At 60.0% G+C, this 18,674-nt stretch carries 14 protein-coding genes; 3 read left to right on the top strand and 11 right to left on the bottom strand.

The features are described from left to right. Positions 1-15 precede the first annotated feature (15 nt). From ACESLM_RS08165 to ACESLM_RS08155, 3 genes are all read left to right on the top strand, one after another. Positions 16-996: a LacI family DNA-binding transcriptional regulator gene (locus tag ACESLM_RS08165; RefSeq protein WP_372631059.1), complete on the top strand. Its 981-nt coding sequence runs from the start codon at positions 16-18 to the stop codon at positions 994-996. Between the two features lie 160 nt (positions 997-1,156). Then, positions 1,157-1,735: a TetR/AcrR family transcriptional regulator gene (locus ACESLM_RS08160; RefSeq protein WP_372631058.1), complete on the top strand. Its 579-nt coding sequence runs from the start codon at positions 1,157-1,159 to the stop codon at positions 1,733-1,735. Next, positions 1,732-2,829, top strand: a complete 1,098-nt coding sequence (locus tag ACESLM_RS08155; RefSeq protein WP_372631057.1) for a serine hydrolase domain-containing protein — start codon at positions 1,732-1,734, stop codon at positions 2,827-2,829. Before ACESLM_RS08160 ends, ACESLM_RS08155 begins: the two co-directional genes overlap by 4 nt. Positions 2,830-2,855: 26 nt before the next feature. Here the strand turns inward: ACESLM_RS08155 and ACESLM_RS08150 are convergent, their stop codons facing one another. From ACESLM_RS08150 to ACESLM_RS08100, 11 genes are all read right to left on the bottom strand, one after another. Beyond that, entirely contained in the window at positions 2,856-3,203 is a 348-nt protein-coding gene (locus tag ACESLM_RS08150; RefSeq protein ID WP_372631056.1) for an MmcQ/YjbR family DNA-binding protein, read from the bottom strand. Beyond that, positions 3,187-3,597 carry a VOC family protein gene (locus ACESLM_RS08145; protein WP_372631055.1) on the bottom strand — a complete coding sequence of 137 codons (411 nt, stop codon included), beginning with the start codon at positions 3,595-3,597 and terminating at the stop codon, positions 3,187-3,189. Before ACESLM_RS08145 ends, ACESLM_RS08150 begins: the two co-directional genes overlap by 17 nt. Positions 3,598-3,726: 129 nt before the next feature. Next, positions 3,727-4,761: a type I glyceraldehyde-3-phosphate dehydrogenase gene (gene gap / locus ACESLM_RS08140; protein WP_372631054.1), complete on the bottom strand. Its 1,035-nt coding sequence runs from the start codon at positions 4,759-4,761 to the stop codon at positions 3,727-3,729. Between the two features lie 542 nt (positions 4,762-5,303). Further along, positions 5,304-6,611, bottom strand: a complete 1,308-nt coding sequence (locus ACESLM_RS08135) for an extracellular solute-binding protein (RefSeq protein WP_372631053.1) — start codon at positions 6,609-6,611, stop codon at positions 5,304-5,306. Positions 6,612-6,628: 17 nt separating this feature from the next. After that, complete coding sequence (locus ACESLM_RS08130) at positions 6,629-8,206, bottom strand: response regulator transcription factor (RefSeq protein ID WP_372631052.1); 1,578 nt, start codon at positions 8,204-8,206, stop codon at positions 6,629-6,631. 2 nt (positions 8,207-8,208) lie between these two features. Next, complete coding sequence (locus ACESLM_RS08125) at positions 8,209-10,032, bottom strand: cache domain-containing sensor histidine kinase (protein ID WP_372631051.1); 1,824 nt, start codon at positions 10,030-10,032, stop codon at positions 8,209-8,211. Between the two features lie 97 nt (positions 10,033-10,129). Further along, a complete protein-coding gene (locus tag ACESLM_RS08120; protein ID WP_372631050.1) occupies positions 10,130-10,963 on the bottom strand; it encodes a carbohydrate ABC transporter permease in 834 nt (277 codons plus the stop codon). 24 nt (positions 10,964-10,987) lie between these two features. Continuing rightward, positions 10,988-11,917, bottom strand: coding sequence for a carbohydrate ABC transporter permease (locus ACESLM_RS08115; protein WP_372631049.1), 930 nt, complete (start codon positions 11,915-11,917; stop codon positions 10,988-10,990). A 76-nt stretch (positions 11,918-11,993) separates the two neighbouring features. Further along, entirely contained in the window at positions 11,994-13,301 is a 1,308-nt protein-coding gene (locus tag ACESLM_RS08110; RefSeq protein WP_372631048.1) for an extracellular solute-binding protein, read from the bottom strand. A 248-nt stretch (positions 13,302-13,549) separates the two neighbouring features. After that, entirely contained in the window at positions 13,550-14,623 is a 1,074-nt protein-coding gene (locus ACESLM_RS08105) for a Gfo/Idh/MocA family protein (protein ID WP_372631047.1), read from the bottom strand. Between the two features lie 150 nt (positions 14,624-14,773). Further along, positions 14,774-18,535, bottom strand: coding sequence for a fibronectin type III domain-containing protein (locus ACESLM_RS08100; protein WP_372631046.1), 3,762 nt, complete (start codon positions 18,533-18,535; stop codon positions 14,774-14,776). Positions 18,536-18,674: the final 139 nt, after the last annotated feature.

Here is an 18,674-nt window from a genome sequence, read left to right as displayed (position 1 = left end):
AAGGAGAGAACCTTTTTGGCCAGCATTAAGGATATCGCGAAAAAAGCCGGCGTCTCCATCTCGACCGTCTCGTACGCCCTGAACGGCAGCGACAAGGTCACGAAAGAAACGGCCGCCAAAATATTGAAAATCGCCGAAGAGCTCCATTACGTCCCCCACGCCGCCGCGCGTTTGCTGAAGAAGCAGCAGTCCAATCTGATCGGCATCTTTCTGACCGATTTCAGCGGCAACTTTTACGGCGATCTGCTGCAAGGAGTCAAAGAGTATTTGAGCGACAAAGGGTACGATTTGCTCGTCTGTAGCGGGGAGAAATCGCGACGTCTCATTCCCGAGCGGATGATCGACGGCGCGGTCGTGCTCGACGTCACATTCTCCGACAAGGAGCTGCTGCAATATGCGGAAAAAGGGCACAAGGCGGTCGTGCTCGATCGCGAGCTGCTTCACCCGAACGTCAGTCAGGTGCTGCTGGACAACAAAGCCGGCGCGACGCTGGCGATGGAATATTTACTGGAGTTGGGACACGACAAAATCTACGCCGTGACCGGTCCCTCCGGCTCCTATGACGCCAGCCAGCGCCTCCGCGCCGTCCGCCAGGCCGCCGAACGCGCCCCGCACGCCCAAGTGATCGAGCTTCAGGGCGATTTCGGCAGAGCGTCGGGAGAGGCGGCCGCCCGCGTGATCGCCGATGAGTACGAGCGGCCTGCCGCCGTATTTTGCCTGAACGACGAGATGGCCGTCGGCGCGTACCGCTGCTTTACGTCGTACACCGACTTGAAAATCGGCGAGCACATTCACCTGATCGGCTTCGACAATATCGAGCTGGCGCAATTCGCCATCCCCCGTCTGGCCACCATCGATTACTCGATGCGCAAATGGGGAGCGATCTCCTCCGAGCAGCTGCTGAAAATGATCGCCGGACAGCCCGTCGACGCCGAAAGAATCTACGTCTCTCTCATTAAAGGGGAGTCTGTCGGGTTCCCCTCCTCTATCCATTAACCTCTATCATAGATTTCCTTAGTCCGATTGCATCGGCCTAGAGCGTGTAAAGATGGAGGTTGGTGAAACTACGGCCAACTTCCATCTTTACACAGCCGCTTCTCTGTGTCATGATAAATATCAAATGATATATATCAACAGATTCACAAGGAGCCACGCCATGCCTCCCAAAGCGAAATTTTCCAAGGAAGCGATCGTCGACGCCGCGCTCGCCATTGCCGACCGCGAGGGGCTCGACGCCATTACGATTCGCAAAATCGCCGACGAGCTGGGCAGCTCGATCGCGCCGATCTACGTCAACTTCAAAGATGTCGAAGAGCTGAAGGACGCGGTGCTGATCCGAATCGTCGACTTGTCGGCAGAGATGGCGCGAACGCCCTACAGCCCCGATCCGTTCCTGAACATCGGCATCGCCAGCTTAAAGTTCGCGAGAGAGCATCCCGCGTTGTTCCGAGAGCTTGCCGTCAACAACCACCCCCGCCTCAGGGACGTCCAGACGCCCATCGGGGACCTGCTCGCGCAGATGAAGCGCAAGCCGGAACTAGAGCTTTTCTCGGACGAGGAATTGATGGGAATTTTGTTCAAAATGCGCGTCTTCCAGCTCGGACTGTCCGTCATGGACATTAACGGCGCGCTGCCCGGAGCAAGCGAAGAAGCGCTAGTCGAACTGCTCCGGCAGACGGGCGACGATCTGATCGCCGCCGAGCTGGCGCGAAAGCAAAGGAGCGATGATCGATGAATCGAAACGAAGCGCAATCGCGTATCGCGGAGCTGTTCGGGCGCACGGTCGGCCGCGACTCGTTCATCCGCAACGCTTATTTTCTCGTGCATTCCGAACGGCTGGGCATCCATCTTAAGCTCGCGGAAGGCTCCGATAACGTCGCCCCCGTTCACGAAGACCAGCCCTATTACGTCGCCAGCGTCAGCAAGCTGGTCGCCGCGGCGCTTTGTGCCCGGCTCGTCGAGGAAGGCACGCTCGGCTTCGACGACCCGATCTCGGCTCACCTCGATCCCGAGCTGCTCCAGGGGCTGCATCTGTACAAGGGGCAGGATTACGGAAGCGACATTCGCATCAAACACTTGCTGAACCACACGTCCGGTTTGAACGACTTTTTCGAGGATAAGCCCAAGGGCGAGGCGTCGATGCTCGATCTCGTATTCGGGGACGCGAAGCGCGACTGGGCGCCGAGGACCGTGGTGGAATGGACCAAGACGAGGCTGAAAAACCGTTTTCCGCCAGGGGGCGGCTTCCACTATTCGGATACGGGTTATCATCTGCTCGGTCTGGCGATGGAGCAGGCGGCGGGCAAGCCGTACCATGAGCTGCTGCGGCAGCACCTGTTCGAGCCGCTGGGCATGACGCGCACCTGGTTCTCGCGTTATTCGGAACCGATCGAACCGGGCGGCCGTTCCCTCGCTCGGCTGTACCATCGCGACCGGGACGTCACCGATCACGACGGGCTGAGCTTCATGTACACGGGCGGAGGCGTCGTCTCCACGACCGAAGACCAGCTCAAGCTGATGAAAGCGCTGGTGGAACACCGCATCGTAAGCAAGGGGACGTTGGAGAAAATGAAAAGCGACCGGGGGAGGTTTTTCCCCGGCATCGATTACGGTTACGGATTGATGATGATCAAGCCGATGTTCCTGCTCATGCCCGGCAAGTACAGCTCGTGGGGCAACATGGGGACGTCCGGCTCGTGGCTGTTCTATCACCCGAAGACGGACGCATATCTGATCGGCAGCCTGAACCAGTTCCGCTATAACCGGAAAGGGCTGAGACTGATGTTCAAGGCGATCGACATTTTGCTTCGCTGCGGCGAGCGCGTTTAATCCGACGCCGCGGACTACGCCGGGTGTCAGAGCAGAGCGCTGTCCAAGAAACGTTTCACGAGACTTTTGGGGGCGACCTGCTTCCAGGCGCCGATGAGAAGTGAGCGGAACTCGTCCCGTTCGATCCGATCGAGGCGGACGAAGACGTAGGCCAGTTTGGCGTATTTCTCCGGAACTTTGAAAACGTCGGGAGCGAGAGAGACGTTGATCTCCCGCTCCTCCAGGGACATTTTCAGCAGCGCTGTACCGCCGTCCGGCTGTTCAACCGCGAAGATTTTACCCCGTACCCGGTAAGAGGGCTTATCCCAGTGGTCGTGCTCCTCCGCCTCCGGCAGCTCCAGCGCCATCCGGCGCAGCTCATCCGTAGTAACCACGGTCGCCTCCCGTAAACGTCGCGATGTACCAGTGATTGCCTTGCGGGTCCTCGACTCCCGCACTTCTTTCCCCGTACGGCATGTCTGCCGGTTCGTACAGCGATGCCGCGCCGGCCGCCAGAGCCCGCGCATAGCAATCGTCCGTATCCGGAACGAATACATGCAGCGTATTCGCGCGGGGAGGGAAACGGTCGCTGCCCGCGGACAGCTCGACTACGGACTCTCCGATTTTCACTTCCGCATGCCCGACGGTGCCGTCCTCTCTCTCGGACCGATTCAGCACCTCGGCGCCAAAAACCCCTTCCAGAAACTCGATCTGCTTGTCCGCGTCCGCCACCGTGAAATACGGCGTGACGTTCTGGTATCCGCGAGGAGCGTATCTGTTGCTTGCCATGTTTTCCGCCTCCTTGTCATGATCGCCTGCCCCTCTATCCTTCCAAGTCTGTCCTGGGCTGCATGGCAAACGTCTGTCTCTCTATCTTCGACATGTCCGTCCCGAATTACTGCCGCCGCCTGCGGAAAATTACGCCCGTTTCAGCGCGGTGGCGCGAGGCTCCCTCATCCGCTCCTGAACGAGACGGGCCAAGTCGGCTACCCGGCAAGCGTATCCGCTCTCGTTGTCGTACCAAGCGAGCAGCTTGACGTAACCGTCGGAGACGCTGACCGTCAGGGCGTCGATGACCGCCGATTGCTCATTGCCGATAAAATCCGCGGACACGAGCGGCGCATCCGTATATCCGATGTAAGGGGACAGTTCTCCCTCGGCCGCGGCACGGAAAGCTTCCAGCACCTGCCGCGTTCCGGTCGGCCTCGACAGCTTGGCCGTCAGATCGATCAGCGACACGTCCTGCGTCGGAACGCGGATCGAGCTTCCTTCAATACGCGGCGCCAAGTGGGGAAGCACGCCGGCCAGCGCTTTGCCGACGCCGGTCGTCGTAGGCACGATTGACTGCGTGCACGCCCGAGCCCTCCGCAAGTCTTTGTGCGGATTGTCCAGATGGTTCTGGTCCGACGTGTACGAGTGAACCGTCGTCATCCATCCGCGTTCCACGCCGAACGCGCGGTCGAGCACAAGCAGGACGGGCGACAGGCAGTTCGTCGTGCAGGACGCCGCGGACAGCAGATGGTGCTCGTCCGGATCGTACAAATGATCGTTCACGCCCATGACGACGGTCAGGTCCATTCGCTCGCCCGGAGCCGTAACGATCACTTTCCGCGCTCCGCCGACCATATGCTTCCGCGCTCCGGCTCCGTCGTTGAACTTTCCCGTCGCATCGACGACGATGTCCGCCCCGAGCGAACGCCATGGAATGCGCTCCGGCTCTCTCTCGTACGTCATCCGGATGGAATGGCCGTCGACGACCAGCATCCCGTCCCGCACGCCCACATCGGCCGCCCAAATCCCGTGCACCGTATCGTATTTCAGCAGATGGGCGATCGTCTCGACCGGATACGCGCTGTTTATCGCCTTCAGATCTCCCGGTCGTCTTGCCATCCACTTTCTAACCAACAGCCGTCCGATTCTCCCCATCCCGCTAATTCCGATCCCTTGGCTCATGTTGTCCCCCTATTGATCAACGAGTTAACTATTACACACTAAATATACATTTATCTGAAATAATGCACAATATAAACACCAATAAAACTTATTTATGACTCATATTAAAGATGAATAAGACGGAAATAAGACTACTCAGTGGCTTACAGTAGCTCGCTAGGGGCGCTACTTCTCCTTGTTTCTTCGACGCATCAATATGTGGTTTTTTCGAGTATCTCCCTCGTCGGAGCGCCATTCGGGAATCGTTAATCGATTCTTTAGAACATCGACCTCCGTTTGAGCGCCATTCGGGAGTCGTTAATCGATTGTTTAGTACATCGACCTCCATTTGGGTACCATTCCGGAGTCGTTAATCGATTCTTTCGAACAACGTCTCCCCAGAGCCCTGGGGAACGAGGCGTACTCACACTTCGGGCAACTCGCCTTGCGAAAAATCCCCGATGCGCATGCGTTCATGTAGGCGATCGGTCAGCCATAAAAAAATAACCCCCTTCCCAACCTAAGGTCGAGAAAGGAGGCCCCTGCTTTTCTATCCGCGCCGCTTACTCCTGAAGCCACCCGTCCACTTGCTTCGCCAGCTGCTCGAGACCGAGCTCGACCGGGACGCGGCCGTGCAGCATTCGTTCGAACATCTCGTTAAACGCCGCGTCGATCTTGGCCCAGTTCGCCACAGGAGGACGGAGGAACGACGCGTCGAGGCTTTCCACATAGGGCCGGATCGTCGGGCTGTAAGTCTCCTCCGATTCGCTCGCCTCGGCATTCGTCGGCAGCAGCCCGGCCTTGAACATGAGCCGCTGGGCTTCCACCCCCGCCATCCACTTCATGAACGTCCAGGCCGCCTGCTTATTCCGTGAACTTTCCATCAGCACCAGATTTTCTCCGCCGATGATCGAGCCTTTCGTCCCCGGATTGTGCGGGAACGGGGCCGGCACCGTATTGTCCCGCAGCTTCTCGTCATCGTAGCCTTCCACGTTCGACAGAATCGTGTAGTACCACGGCCCTTCGTCCATCATAAGCAGCTTGCCGTCCGGCACCGCCTGCCAGCGCTCCAGCCTGCCGGACAGCACGTCGCCGCTGACGAGGTTGGATTCGACCAGACGCTTGAGCGTATGAACGGCCCGAATGCTGTCCGCACTGTCCAGATACCCGCTCGCCCGCGTATAGTCCTCGTTCGTCAGCCGTCCGCCCAACCCGACGAAATAGGGCAGCACCGCCCACGTATTGATGCCGTTAACGCCGAGCTGGTAGCCGGTCCGCTCGCTGAGCGCCACCAATTCGTCCATCGTCTCCGGCGGTTTGTCCAGATCGGCTTTGCGCAGAAGCTCGCGGCTGTAGATCGCGACCTTCGTATTGATGTTCAGCGGCAGTCCGTAGTACCGGCCCTCGTACTTGCCGGATTCGAGCGCCGACCCCAGCAGCAGCTTCGTGACGCGGGGCAGCTCGGGATAGGCGTCGATCGGGTCGATCAGCCCCAGTCTGGCGAATTCCGGCAGCCAGGCGATATCCATGCGCACGACGTCCGGCCCGGTGCCCGAAGTCGTCTCGGCGATCAGCGAACCTTTGAAATACTCGTACAGATGCTTGACCGACACGACGCGAATCTCCGGATGCTGAGCCTCGAACGCCGGAATGACCTCGTCCTCGAACACCTTCATCTCCACGTCGCTGTACGTGTGCCAGACCGTGATCACTTCGCTGGCCTCCGGCTCCATCACCAGTTCGACTTCGTCTCCGTCGATAATGCTTTCCGCGCCGCAGCCCGTGAGCAGGACGGCGGCCAGCGCCAGACGCAGGGCGGCATGCGAACGGCGGCGAAGCCGGTCGCCAATCGTCCTCGCGAGTTTCGTCACCGTCGTCCCCTCCTCCCTTATTCGCGTCTCGGCAGACGTTCGCGATATTCGACCGGGGACGCTCCGGTCGTTTTTTTGAACAGCTTGCTGAAATATTTGACGTCGTTGAAGCCCGATCTCTGCGCCACTTCATATATTTTCAGGCTCGGATCCCCCAGCAGCTCCTTCGCTTTGCCGATGCGCAGGCGAATCAAATAATCGATAAAGTTAAAACCCGTATGATGCTTGAATTGGAGGCAGAAGTAGTTTTTGCTCATATGGACGTAATCGGCGAGCTGCTGCAGCGTGATTTCGCCCGTATAGTGCTGCGCGATGTACGCGATCGCCTTGTCGATCAGCTGTTTGTTGCCCTTGTACGTATGCGATCCGGCGGCGAAAGACTTCCGGTAACCCCGAATTTGTGCCTGCAGCAGGTCGGTCAGCTCTCCGAACGTTTCGCTGCGCTTAAGCTCCTCGAAGCCTTCGAGCAGCACGATCATCTCCTGCTCGTTCATGAACAGCGCCGTCACGATCTCGAACGCTTCCTTGCGCACCGCATCCGGGTCGGGCCGCATCGTCTCCCAACGTCCGATCCAGGCGCGCACGATCGCGTCGGCGCTCTCCGCATCCCGGGTCTGCGCGCTCGTCTTCAGCTCCTGCAGCAGTTGAGCGGAGGTCGGATGCCCAGGGGACGGCTCTTGCCCCTGCGCCTGCCCGGCCCCGGACGGACCGTACAGCCCGCCGCCTTCGAAAAACCGGCGCTCCGCCGCCGAACCGCTCGCCTGGAAGACGTCTCTCAGCTCTTCCGCGCTCCCTCCGAACGCGCAGCCGATCGTTACCCTGACGCCGAGTCTTTCTGCCCACCGCTCCGCAACGGAGCCGAGAACCGGCTGCGGCAGCACTCCGCCGCCTGCTTCCGCAGGAACGATCAGCACAAGCGTCCGCGTTCCGACAAGGAACGCCACGCCCTCCTCCGCCGTCTCGTAGAAAAGCTCCTGCATCTCCTCCAGCAAAATGGCGGCATGAAGCTGGCCGAACCTCTCCTCCGTCTCTCTCAGCCCGTCGATCAGCACGGTGCAGATCGCATAGCCGTGCTTCATCCATTCGGGCGCCGCATCCGCAGACAGACCTCCGTCGTCGTGGGCCAACGCACGCTTGACGTCCGATTCCAGCCGCTTGCGGCCGGAGGCCAGCTTGGTCATCCATACGAGCTGTCTGTCCCGATCCTGCCGCCTCTCTTCCTCGATCTGCCCCAGGCATTTGCGGACGAGCTCCAGCAGTCCCTCGGGCTCCAGCGTCGGCTTCAGCAAATAATCGACGACGCCCAGCTTCAGTCCCTGGCGGACGTATTCGAAATCGTTGTAGCTGCTGACGAAAATCACCTTCGTCCGCGGATGGCGCGCCAGCGTCCGTCTCGTCAGCTCAAGTCCGTCCATGACGGGCATCTTGATGTCGGTGATCAGAATATCGACCGGCTCGCTTTCGAGCGACCGCCAGGCTTCCTCTCCGTTGGCGAAATCGCCGATAAGCCCGACGTTCTCCCGTCCCCAGTCGACCGACGCCTTGATCCCGAACCGGATGACCGGCTCGTCGTCCACGATCGCTACCCGGTACATGCTCATCCCTCCTCGCGTTGCTCTCGCTTGCCCTTCGGCTTGATCAGCTTCATGTGCACGACCGTTCCTCCCACCTCGCCGCAGCTGCCGATTCGCATCTCCGAGCCGGGCGGGTAGTATAGCCGAATCCATTCGCGAACGTGCATCAGCCCGATTCCCGTCATTCCGGCTGGCTCCGCGCCTTGCGGAGCGCCCAGCTTCTGCAGATCGTCCGGCGAGATCCCGCGGCCGCTGTCGCGGATCGCAATCGCGATCGCCTCCTCCGTCGCGCGCGCCTCGATCCGAATGTCGCCGCCTCCGCCAAGCGGCACGAGCCCGTGGAACACGGCGTTCTCCACGAGCGGCTGAATGAGCATCCGCGGCACCGGAAACGTCTCCGCCTCGGGCGCGATGTCAAGCTTCAGCCGGAATTCCGTATCGTAACGGATCTGCAGGATGGACAAATATTTCGCGACGATGTCCAGCTCCTCCGCGAGCGTGACGAAGCTGCCCTTCTTGCCCATGTTGGCCTCCAGCAGCAGCACGAGCGACGACAGCGCGTCGTACGCTTTGGAGCTCTGGTTGTAGCGGACGAGCCACTTGATCGTGCTGAGCGTATTGAACAGGAAGTGCGGATTGATGCGGTGCATGACCGCCCTCAGCTCCGCTTGGCGCTTGCTCTCCTGCACCTCCCGCACTTCGCGCACGAGCTCGTCGATTCGCTTGATCATTTTGTTGAACTGCCGGCTGAGCAGCCCGATCTCGTCCTTGGTTCTGACTTCCGTACGGGCCGTGAAGTCGCCGCCTTCCGCCACCTTCATCTGCGAAGTCAGCTGCTGGATCGGCTTCGTCACCTGGCGGGCCAGGATGAGGCCGATCGCCACGGCGAGCAGCGCGAATCCGACGGCGGACGTCCAGATCATGCGGCGCATGCTCGTCAGCTGATCGGTGATTTCGTGGATCGGCACCGAGCCGACGACGCTCCAACCGTTCGTCAGCGTCTGCTTGATATGATAGAAGCGAACGCCGTCCTCCTCGTGCTCGAACTCGGCGGCGTTGCCGGACGCCGCCCATTCCCTCAGCTCCGGATCGGACAAAGGCTGCCCGAGACGGTCCAGCCGGCGGTCGATCACGATCGTCCCAGACTCGTCGACGACGAAAAATCCGCCGGTATCCCCGAGACGGATTTGTCCGATCCGATCCAATATTTTGTTGCCGTCCAGGTTAACGAGCAAATAGCCGATGTCGTCGAGCGACTCGAAATCTTTAATGACGCGGGTGACGGGCAGCACCAGATCGTTGATGTCCCCGATGCCGCTGTACGGATCGTAAGCCAGCTTTCCCCAAGCCGGCTTCCCGTCCTTCAGCCTGGCCATCCTGGCCCACTCCAGGTCGTCCAGCGATTGCACGTAGATTTTCGACAGCTTAAACGAGCCGCTCCCCCAGCTTGTGCCTTCCTCTCTGAGAACGTACAGCGTTTTCACGAAGGAATTGGAGCCCACGTAGTTGTTCAGCAGATTGGACACGTACGTTTTGTAGGCTTCCTCCTCTTCCGGCGTCGGACTCGCATTGCGCGCGGCCTGCTGCAGCTTGACGTCGCTGTACAAAATGTTGGAGGCGTCCGTGCCGGCAAGCATAATCGCGGACAGAGCGTCGGCGGCCTGCCGGACAAGCTGGAGCGAGGAGACGCGGACGTTCTTCTTGACGAGCTTCGACGAAGCGTTGTAGAACAGCACGCTCGTCAGCGTCGGAATGAGGATGACGACGAGCAGGGCCAGGATCATTTTCGTCGCGAATCTTCTGCCGCCGCGAAGCCTCTGGGCCGCGCCCCATACGAGTTGATTCATTGCCGCTCTCCTCCCGTACGCCTATTGTACACCGCCGGGAGGGCCCTATGAAAGCACTTTCAACAAGGTGTCGCATTTTCCGGAATTCCGTCCCCCATCAGCCTTTTACCGCCCCTTCGTTAAAGCCCGACTGCACGAACTTTTTCTGGAAGGCGACATAGATCAGAATGACCGGCAGCAGCGCGATGATCGACGCGGCGAAAATTTGCCCGTAGTTGGTCGCGTACTTGTCGTTGAACATCAGAATGGCGATCGGCAGCGTGCGCAGCGCCTCGCTCTTGATGATCGTCAGCGCCAGGAAGTATTCCTCCCATGTCGCCTGGAACACGAAGATCGCGAGCGTCCCCATCGCCGGCAGCGACAAGGGCAGGTAGATGTTCCAATAGATGCGCCAGCTCCCCCCGCCGTCGATTAGCACCGACTCCTCCAGCTCCCGCGGAATGCTCTCGAAGAACCCCCGGAGAAAAAACATGTTGCCCACGACCCCGGTTGCGATGTAGACGAGCCATAATCCCGCGTACGTGTTCACCAGCCCCATATTTTTGATGATGATGAATTGCGGAATGATGTTGATGACCGACGGGATCATCATCGTCAGCAGGAACAAGCGGAATACGCCCTCCTTGCCGGGAAAAGAAAACCGCGCAAACCCGTATGCGGTCAACGAACTGACGAGCAGCGCTCCCAGCATCGCCACCGACGTGAGCAGCATGCTGTTGCCGAAGTATTGCGCGAAGTGGTTTTTGCCCCAGACCACCTGATAGTTGATGAAGTTGGGCGTCACTCTGAACACTTCCTCCGGCCTCGGCAGCGAGAACGTGGCGGTGAAGAAGGAAGTGAGAATCATATAAATGAACGGAAAAACGAACAGCAGCGCTCCGGCCACGAGAATGGCATATACGGCGAGCTTCGTCATCCATGGCGTTCTCATAGGACGGGTCTCCTCCAATCGTCGTCAGAACAAGCGTTGCTTGCCGATCTTGGTCATCTGGTAATACGTGACGGCAAATACGAGCAGCCCCATCATGACGCCCATCGCCGCCGCTTCCCCGAAGTGGAAGTGCTTGAACGCCTCCATGTAGATCAGGCTCGGAATGACCTGCGTCTGGTTCATCGGACCGCCTGCCGTAATGAAGTACACCTGCGGGAAAAAGCCGAACGCGCCGTTGACCAGGTTGATCAGCACGAACACCGTAATCGGGCGCAGCATCGGCAGCGTCACGCGGAAAAATTTCCCCGTCGCCGAAGCGCCGTCCATGTCCGCCGCCTCGTACAAGTCGCGCGGGATGCCTTGGAGAGCGGCCAGATAGATGACGATGCCCCAGCCGACCGTCTTCCAAATATGGAACAGCCAGATCATGATCATCGCCGACCAGTAATGGCTCTTCCAGGCGATCGGCTCGGACAGGATGCCGACGTTCAGCAGCACGTAGTTGACGAAGCCGCCGGATCCGTCGGCGAACAAATATTTGAACAGCAGCGCGACGACGATCCACGACGTCACGATCGGCAAGTAGTACAGCGTGCGGAATGCAACCTTCATTTTCACGAACCGGGTATTGATGACGACGGCGAAAAACACCGCGAGAAACCAGTTGATCGGCACGGTGACCGCTACGTTGAGGAACGTGTTCTTCAGCGCGATCATGAATTTGCCGTTCGGGTCCTCGAATACGGCCCGGTAGTTGTCCCACCCGACCCACGGACTGTTCTGGCCGGGCAAAATGTTAAACTCCTGAAAGCTCACCTTGACGTTCTGGATCATCGGATAGACGACGAAGACGAGAACGCCGACGAGCCCGACGGCGACGAACGGAAGAGCGTTCAGCCATTGCGCCAGACCGGTTCGGAACCGGGATTTGCGGGGCAGCGTCGCTTGCGTCACGGCTATGGCCTCCTTCTATGGGATAGCGACGGCCGCGCCGCGATCGCTTCGTCGGCGCAGCCGTCTTCGTGGTAAGCTACTTGGCCAGAATGGCGTTTATCTGCTTCACCGCTTCGTTCAGCGCGTCCGCCGCCGTCTGATCGCCGCGGATCGCTTTCTCCAGGCTCAGGTTGAAGATCGTCTCCATCTCGCCCCATTGCGGGATCGGCGTGCGAGGCAGCGCCGTGTTAAGCTGCTCGATGAACGTGCCGATGTACGGGTTCTGGCCCGGATCGATGGCCTGCGCGGCCTCGCGGTTCGTCGGCACCATCCCGGCTTCGACCATGATCTGCTGCGGCTCCTTGCCGAGCATCCACTTCATGAACGTCCACGCTTCCTCCGGATGCTTGGAGTTGGCGAACGTGACGAGGTTCTCGCCGCCGACGACCGAGATGCTGCCGCCGGGACCGGCCGGGAGCTGCGCGCGAACGGTTTTGTCCAGCGGGTTAAACGTGTTCTCCGCATCGCCGAGCAGAATGCTGAAAAACCACGGGCCGTCGTCGATCATCATATACTGCCCGGATTTCAGCCCGTCCCACGAGCCCGGCTCTCCGCCGAGCAGCGCCGGAATGACGAGCCCTTCGTTGTTCCAGCTCACGATCGTCTCCAGCGCCTCGATGCTGGCCGGGCTGTTCAGATAACCGTCCACCTGCGTATAGTCGTCGTTCGTCACTTTGCCGCCGAGGCTCCAGAAATAAGGCAGCACTCCCCATGCTCCGATGCTCGATACGCCGATGCCCTGCTTGCCTTGGGATTTCAGGCTGCGGGCGGCCTGCACCAATTCGTCCATTGTCGCCGGCGCCTGCTCCAGCCCCGCTTCCTTCAGCGTGTCGGCGTTGTAGATGGCGATTTTCGTATTCGTGTTAAGCGGCACGCCGTAATATTCGCCCTTGAAAATGTTCGTCTGCATTGGACTGTCGAATACGGCGCTCTTCACGTCGTCGAAGCCGGGCAGGTCGCTCAGCTTCTTCAGCGCTCCCTTCGAGGCGAGCTCGGGCACCCAGATGATGTCCATCCGCATCAGATCGGGAGCCGCGTCGCCGGCCACCGCCGCGATTACCTGGTCCTTCAGTCCCTCGTACGGCATGCGGGTCAGCTTCAGCTCGATGTTCGGGTGCTCGGACTCGAACTGCGGCTTGATCTTCTCGAGCAGTACCTTCTCCTCGGAATCCGAATACGTGTGCCAGTATTCGATCGTGATTTTTTCCGCCGGTTTCGCGGAGTTCCCGGACGGCTTGCTCGGGCTGGCGCTTCCGCTCGGCGTCCCCTCGTTATTTCCCCCGCCGCATGCGGCCAATACGAACGTCAGCGCGAACGCCAGCACAACGGATAAGCTTTTTTTCATCGCCTGATCTCCCCCATTAACGTGATTTACATCCGACTCCGGGCAACTCCTTCGGCTGACCCGGAGGTTGGATGTCGTTGCTCGTTTAGTATGCGAGAATTCGGCGGGGATAAGAAACCGCTTACATTACGCTTTAGGGGGACTGCGTTCCGTAGTTTTGACGAGGCTTGGACCGCGCGCAGCAAAAAAGGTGTCGAACGTTCCGATTGCAATCGGAATGCCCGACACCTCTTTAGAGGGAAAGCCCCTTATTCCGCTTCGACCGCAACTGCGGCCCGGGCCGCGTTCGCTCGCACGACCGCTTCGAGAAGCAGTTGATTGCGATAGCCGTCCTCCAGCCCGGCGAATTCCGGGCTGGCCGGACGTTCGCCGCGGATGCGTTCGGCGAACTCCGCCCACGGGTTCAGCCCTTCGCTCTCCGCGACGTCGATCTTCTGGGTCGCCGTCTCCCTGCCGTCCTCCGTGGGACACATCCAGACGAGCTGCCGGTCGTTCAGCGTGCTGACAAGCAGCGTCCCCTTCTCGCCGTACAGCGCGACCTCGTGCTGGTTGCCCGAGCCGAGCGCGTTGCGCGACGTCTGGAACACGCCGACGGCCCCGTCTGCGAAGCGGGCATTAAAGCAGGCGAAGTCGTCGACCTTGACTTGTACGGACTCCCCCGTCTGCGGATGAGGGCGCTCCGGCACGATCGTCGTTAGCATTGCCTGAAGCTCGGCCATGCGTCCGCCGGTCAAATATTCCGCGATGTCGATCATATGCGAGCCGAGATCTCCGAGCGTCCCGGTTCCCGTCACCGCCTCGTCGAAGCGCCACAGGAACGGCGTGTTTTTCACCGTCGAGCCCCAATCCTGCAAATATTGCACGAACAGATGGTTGATGCGGCCCAGCTTGCCTTCGGCGACGAACTTCCGCGCATATTGGAAAGCCGGTCCGTTGCGATACGAGAAATTGATCAGCAGCGGAATCGGACGGCGGCGGTACGCCTCCAGCACCTCGCGCGCCTCGTCCAGCGTCCGCGTCAGCGGCTTCTCCGCGAAGAGCGGCTTGCCCGCCGCGATGCACGCCAGCAGAATCGCCGCATGCGAATCGTTCGGCGTCACGGAGACGACGCCTTCCACTCCCGCATCGGCAATGAGCGCATCCGCATCGCGATAGCGCCGCTCCTCCGGTACGCCCAGATTGCCGCCCACCTCCGCCAGCGCTTCCTCGCTGACGTCGCATAGCGCGACGATCTTCACGCCCTCCACCTTGCCCAACTGCTCGATATGATACCTTGCCATTCCGCCCAATCCGATAACTCCGATGCTGACTTGCCTGCTCACAGAGATCGCCTTCTTTCGCATGAAGAGGTTCAACCCTCATCATAAGGGTATCGCCTTATCGATTCGCAGCGCACGGCGAAATTCCTGCAAAGCCCGGCAACTTCCGAATATAAAACACGGAATCGGAACGGGCGACTCCTTCCTGGCGGCTTAGATCAGCCCGGACTTCTGCAGCAGCCGCTGCACGATCGATGCGGTTTCGGCCCTTGTCATGTAGGCTTTCGGAGCGAGAGTGGCGCTGTTGCGGCCCGTCACGATGCCGGAACGCACACTGTCGGCGATGCCGCTCCGCGCCCAGCCTGCCGCGGATGCGCGGTCTGCGAACGGCTCCAGCGCTTCCTCCCGCGTCCCGACAGCATTCCGTCCGTTGTTCAGCCCCGTCAGCTTCATCGCTTCGGCGATAATCGTCATGGCCTGCTCTCGCGTGATCTTATCGTTCGGTCGGAACGTGCCGTCTCCCATGCCGTCGATCAGACCGTACGCATGGGCTGTCTTTACCGCCCCATTGTACCAGTCCGATTCCTTCACGTCGGAGAACGGAGCCGCTCCGGTCTCCGGCTTCAGTCCCAGCGCGCGAACGACGATCGCCGCGAATTCTGCGCGCGTAATGTCTCTGTCCGGACTGAACAGCCCGTTGCCTACGCCGCCGATAACCATCCGCGAGCCCATGTCGTTTACCGCGTCTTTCGCCCAATGCTTCGCGACGTCGGCGAATTCCAGCGGATGCCAGACGACCGAATACGCGCTGTTCGTCAAGCTGTTGATCTTGGCGTAATACTTGCCGTCGACGACGACCTTCGTCGGCACGTGGCGCACCGTGCCGTTCGGATCGACGACGACGCCCGTCGTAATTTTGTTCGGGTCGACGCCGTCCGGGATCGCGACCGTCCGCTCGACGTAAGCGTTAAACTTCTCCACCTTGATCGTCCGATCCCCGAAGACCGCCTGAACCTTGAACTCCAACGAAGGCGAGACCAGCGTGAACGAACCTTTTTCCGCCGCGTTTTCCACGACTTTCGCCGCCTCCGCCGAAACCGCCGCAATCTCGATCCGCACCTTGATGTCTTCCAGGGCGACCGACTTGCCGATCTGCTCGGAGAGGGCGTCGATGTTGATCTGCAAGGCCGGAAGCGAGTAGGTCGCGCGAGCGGTACGGATTTCCAACACCGCCCGCTTGTCCTCCATGCTCCTAACCATCCGCCCGTTCAGCTCGCCGATGACGACGTCCGGCCCTGCCCCGACGGGAATGGCGACGACGGCGCCGCTGCCTTCTGCCGCAAGCTTGGCTGCCAGCTTATTTTCGTCGACGGAAATCGTCGTGACGGACTGTCCGGCGCGCTCGGATCGCGTTGCCGTCCCCGCGTTCTCCGCCTTGCCGTTGACCAGCACGTCCACTCCCGTATTCGCCGGAGCGGAAGGTCCGGTCGGTCCCGATTGCGCCGGCGGCGTACCGCCGCTTCCTCCGGACGGAGCGGCTGGAGTGACCGAGTTGGACTCGGCGGAGGCAGCCCCGCTTCCGGCGAGATTTTGGGCGATGACGGTAAACGTATAGCTCTCTCCGTTGTTCAGGCCGGTCACCGTAATCGGACTGCCGCCTCCAGTTGCTGTGATGCCGCCCGGATTTGACGTCACCACGAATTCCGTAATCGGACTGCCTCCGTCGTTACCCGGCGGATCAAAGCGGATCACGGCCGACCCGTTGCCCGCGGACGCCGTCACGTTCGTCGGCGCGTCCGGCGCGAACGCAAGCGGCGTCATTTCGCTCGAAGGAGCGGAGGCGACAGAAATTCCGGCGCCGTTCTTCGCCGTCACCGTGAACGTATAGTTCACCCCGTAAGTTAACCCGGTTACCTGAATCGGACTTGCCGATCCGGTCGCGGTAAGGCCTCCCGGACTTGCCGTCACCGCGTATTCCGTAATCGAACTGCCTCCGTCGTTATCCGGCGGATCGAAGCTGACTATGGCTCCGCGGATTCCCGGTACTGCAACCACTTGGGTCGGAGCATCCGGAGCCAGCGGCGTCGGGACGATCGCGTTCGACGGCGCGGAAGCGACGGAAGCTCCCGCCGCGTTGCTCGCCGCTACCTTAAACGTGTAGCTCTCCCCGTTCGTCAGGCCCGTTACCGTTATCGGGCTTGAACCGCCCGACGCCGTATAGCCACCAGGGCTCGAAGTGACGACATAGTTCGTAATCGGGCTGCCTCCGTCGCCCCCCGGAGGATCGAAGCTGATCAAGGCCGACCCGTTCCCTGCAGTCGCCGTCACGTTCAACGGTGCATCGGGCGCGAACGCAAGCGGATTAATCGGGTTCGAAGGAGCCGATGCGGCGGAAACCCCTGCAACGTTTTTCGCCGTCACCGTGAACGTGTAATTCACTCCGTACGTGACTCCCGTCACCGTTATCGGACTTGCCGCTCCCGTTCCCGTAAGCCCGTCGGGAATGGAGGTGACGACATATTCGGTAATCGGGCTGCCTCCGTCGCTCGTCGGAGGATCGAAGCTGACCGTCGCTTCCCCGACGCCCGCAGCCGCAGTTACATTCGTCGGGATGCCCGGCGCCACCGGAGCCGGAACGACTGCGTTCGACGGAGAAGAAGCGACCGAATCGCCGACCGCGTTGGTCGCCACGACCGTAAACTCGTAATTCTCCCCGTTCGTCAAGCCCGTTACCGTAATCGGGCTTGCGCTGCCCGTCGCCGTAAAGCCACCGGGGTTCGAAGTCACGACATAGCCCGTAATCGGGCTGCCTCCGTCGTTCGCCGGAGGATCGAAGCTGATCGAGGCCGACCCGTTCCCGGCAGTCGCAGTCACGTTCGCCGGCGCGTCCGGTGCCAGTCCGAGCGGCGTAATCTCGTTTGATGCAACTGACGAGACGGACGTTCCCGCGCTATTTTTCGCCGATACCGAGAACGTATAATTCTCTCCGTACGTCAGACCCGTCACCGTAATCGGGCTTGATCCGCCCGTTCCCGTAAGCCCTCCGGGACTGGACGTGACGATATATTCGGTAATCGGACTGCCCCCGTTGCTTGCTGGCGGGTCGAAGCTGACCGTCGCTTCCCCGACGCCCGCCGTCGCCGATACGTTCGTCGGAGCGCCCGGCGCGGTCGGCGGCAACGGCATCTGCGCGACTCTGATTTGATTTTGGCCCGAGGACGTCTCCGCCCATGACGCGTACAGCTTGCCGTCGTGGATGCCCAGCGAAGGATCATTGGCAGTCCCGTTGCCAGCATTCAGCCCCAACCCGCTGTCTGCCGCCGTCCAGCTGATGCCGTTATACTTTTTGACGCGTATTTTTCCGGCTTCCGTCCAGGAGGCATACAAATAACCGTCGTAAGCGATGAGCTTTGGAACTTTAGCCGCAGCGCTCATCAGGAAATTCAAACCTTTGTTATTGTCGACCCATTCCCAATCTTCCCCGTCGTAGGATTTTGCTCTTATGACCTGATTGCCCTCGGACCAGGCCACATAGAATTTGTCCTTGTACACCGCCGCGCTCGGATCTAATCTCGTGGCGATTACTCCGGTCGACAATCCTTCATTGACGACAGAAGTCCAGCTTGTGCCGCCGTTATAACGGCTAACCATTATTTTATTGGAACCGGCTACTCCTTGCTCCCATTCGCGCCATACGGCATACAATTTGTTGTTGTATACGACCAATCGCGGGGGATCGGACGTATACGAGTTCAGACCCGCCGATGGCGATACAAGCTGCCATTGACCATTGCTCTCGTTATACTTCTTGACAAATACGTTATACTTCTCCAGCCAGGCTGCGTAGAGCTCTCCGTTCAGCTCCATCATCGTCGGCTCGTTGCCCGGTTCTGCGCTTAAATTCAATTTTCCGCCGGCCTCAGTATTCCAGCCGCTGCCGTCATAGCTTCTGACGATCGCCAAATTGTTGACCATAAAGTACCTTTCGTACCATCCCGCATACAGTTTATCTTTAAAAACCGTCAAGGACGGTGCGAAGGCCGAACTATCCGCCTGGCTCGCATATGCGTTAATACAGCCTGAAGCTATACAGCCTTCTTTATTTTCGTCCACT

This window comes from Cohnella sp., from assembly GCF_041641335.1.
Lineage (GTDB): Bacteria > Bacillota > Bacilli > Paenibacillales > Paenibacillaceae > Cohnella.
Note: the sequence above shows the minus strand (reverse complement) of the source record. Positions and strands in the feature narration are given on the sequence as shown.

Coding starts and splice junctions, on each gene's coding strand:
- ACESLM_RS08160 (WP_372631058.1), top strand. CDS start 1,157: ATGCCTCCCAAAGCGAAATTTTCCAAGGAAGCGATCGTCGACGCCGCG.
- ACESLM_RS08155 (WP_372631057.1), top strand. CDS start 1,732: ATGAATCGAAACGAAGCGCAATCGCGTATCGCGGAGCTGTTCGGGCGC.
- ACESLM_RS08145 (WP_372631055.1), bottom strand. CDS start 3,597: ATGGCAAGCAACAGATACGCTCCTCGCGGATACCAGAACGTCACGCCG.
- gap (WP_372631054.1), bottom strand. CDS start 4,761: ATGAGCCAAGGGATCGGAATTAGCGGGATGGGGAGAATCGGACGGCTG.
- ACESLM_RS08130 (WP_372631052.1), bottom strand. CDS start 8,206: ATGTACCGGGTAGCGATCGTGGACGACGAGCCGGTCATCCGGTTCGGG.
- ACESLM_RS08125 (WP_372631051.1), bottom strand. CDS start 10,032: ATGAATCAACTCGTATGGGGCGCGGCCCAGAGGCTTCGCGGCGGCAGA.
- ACESLM_RS08120 (WP_372631050.1), bottom strand. CDS start 10,963: ATGAGAACGCCATGGATGACGAAGCTCGCCGTATATGCCATTCTCGTG.
- ACESLM_RS08110 (WP_372631048.1), bottom strand. CDS start 13,301: ATGAAAAAAAGCTTATCCGTTGTGCTGGCGTTCGCGCTGACGTTCGTA.
- ACESLM_RS08100 (WP_372631046.1), bottom strand. CDS start 18,535: ATGGTCAACAATTTGGCGATCGTCAGAAGCTATGACGGCAGCGGCTGG.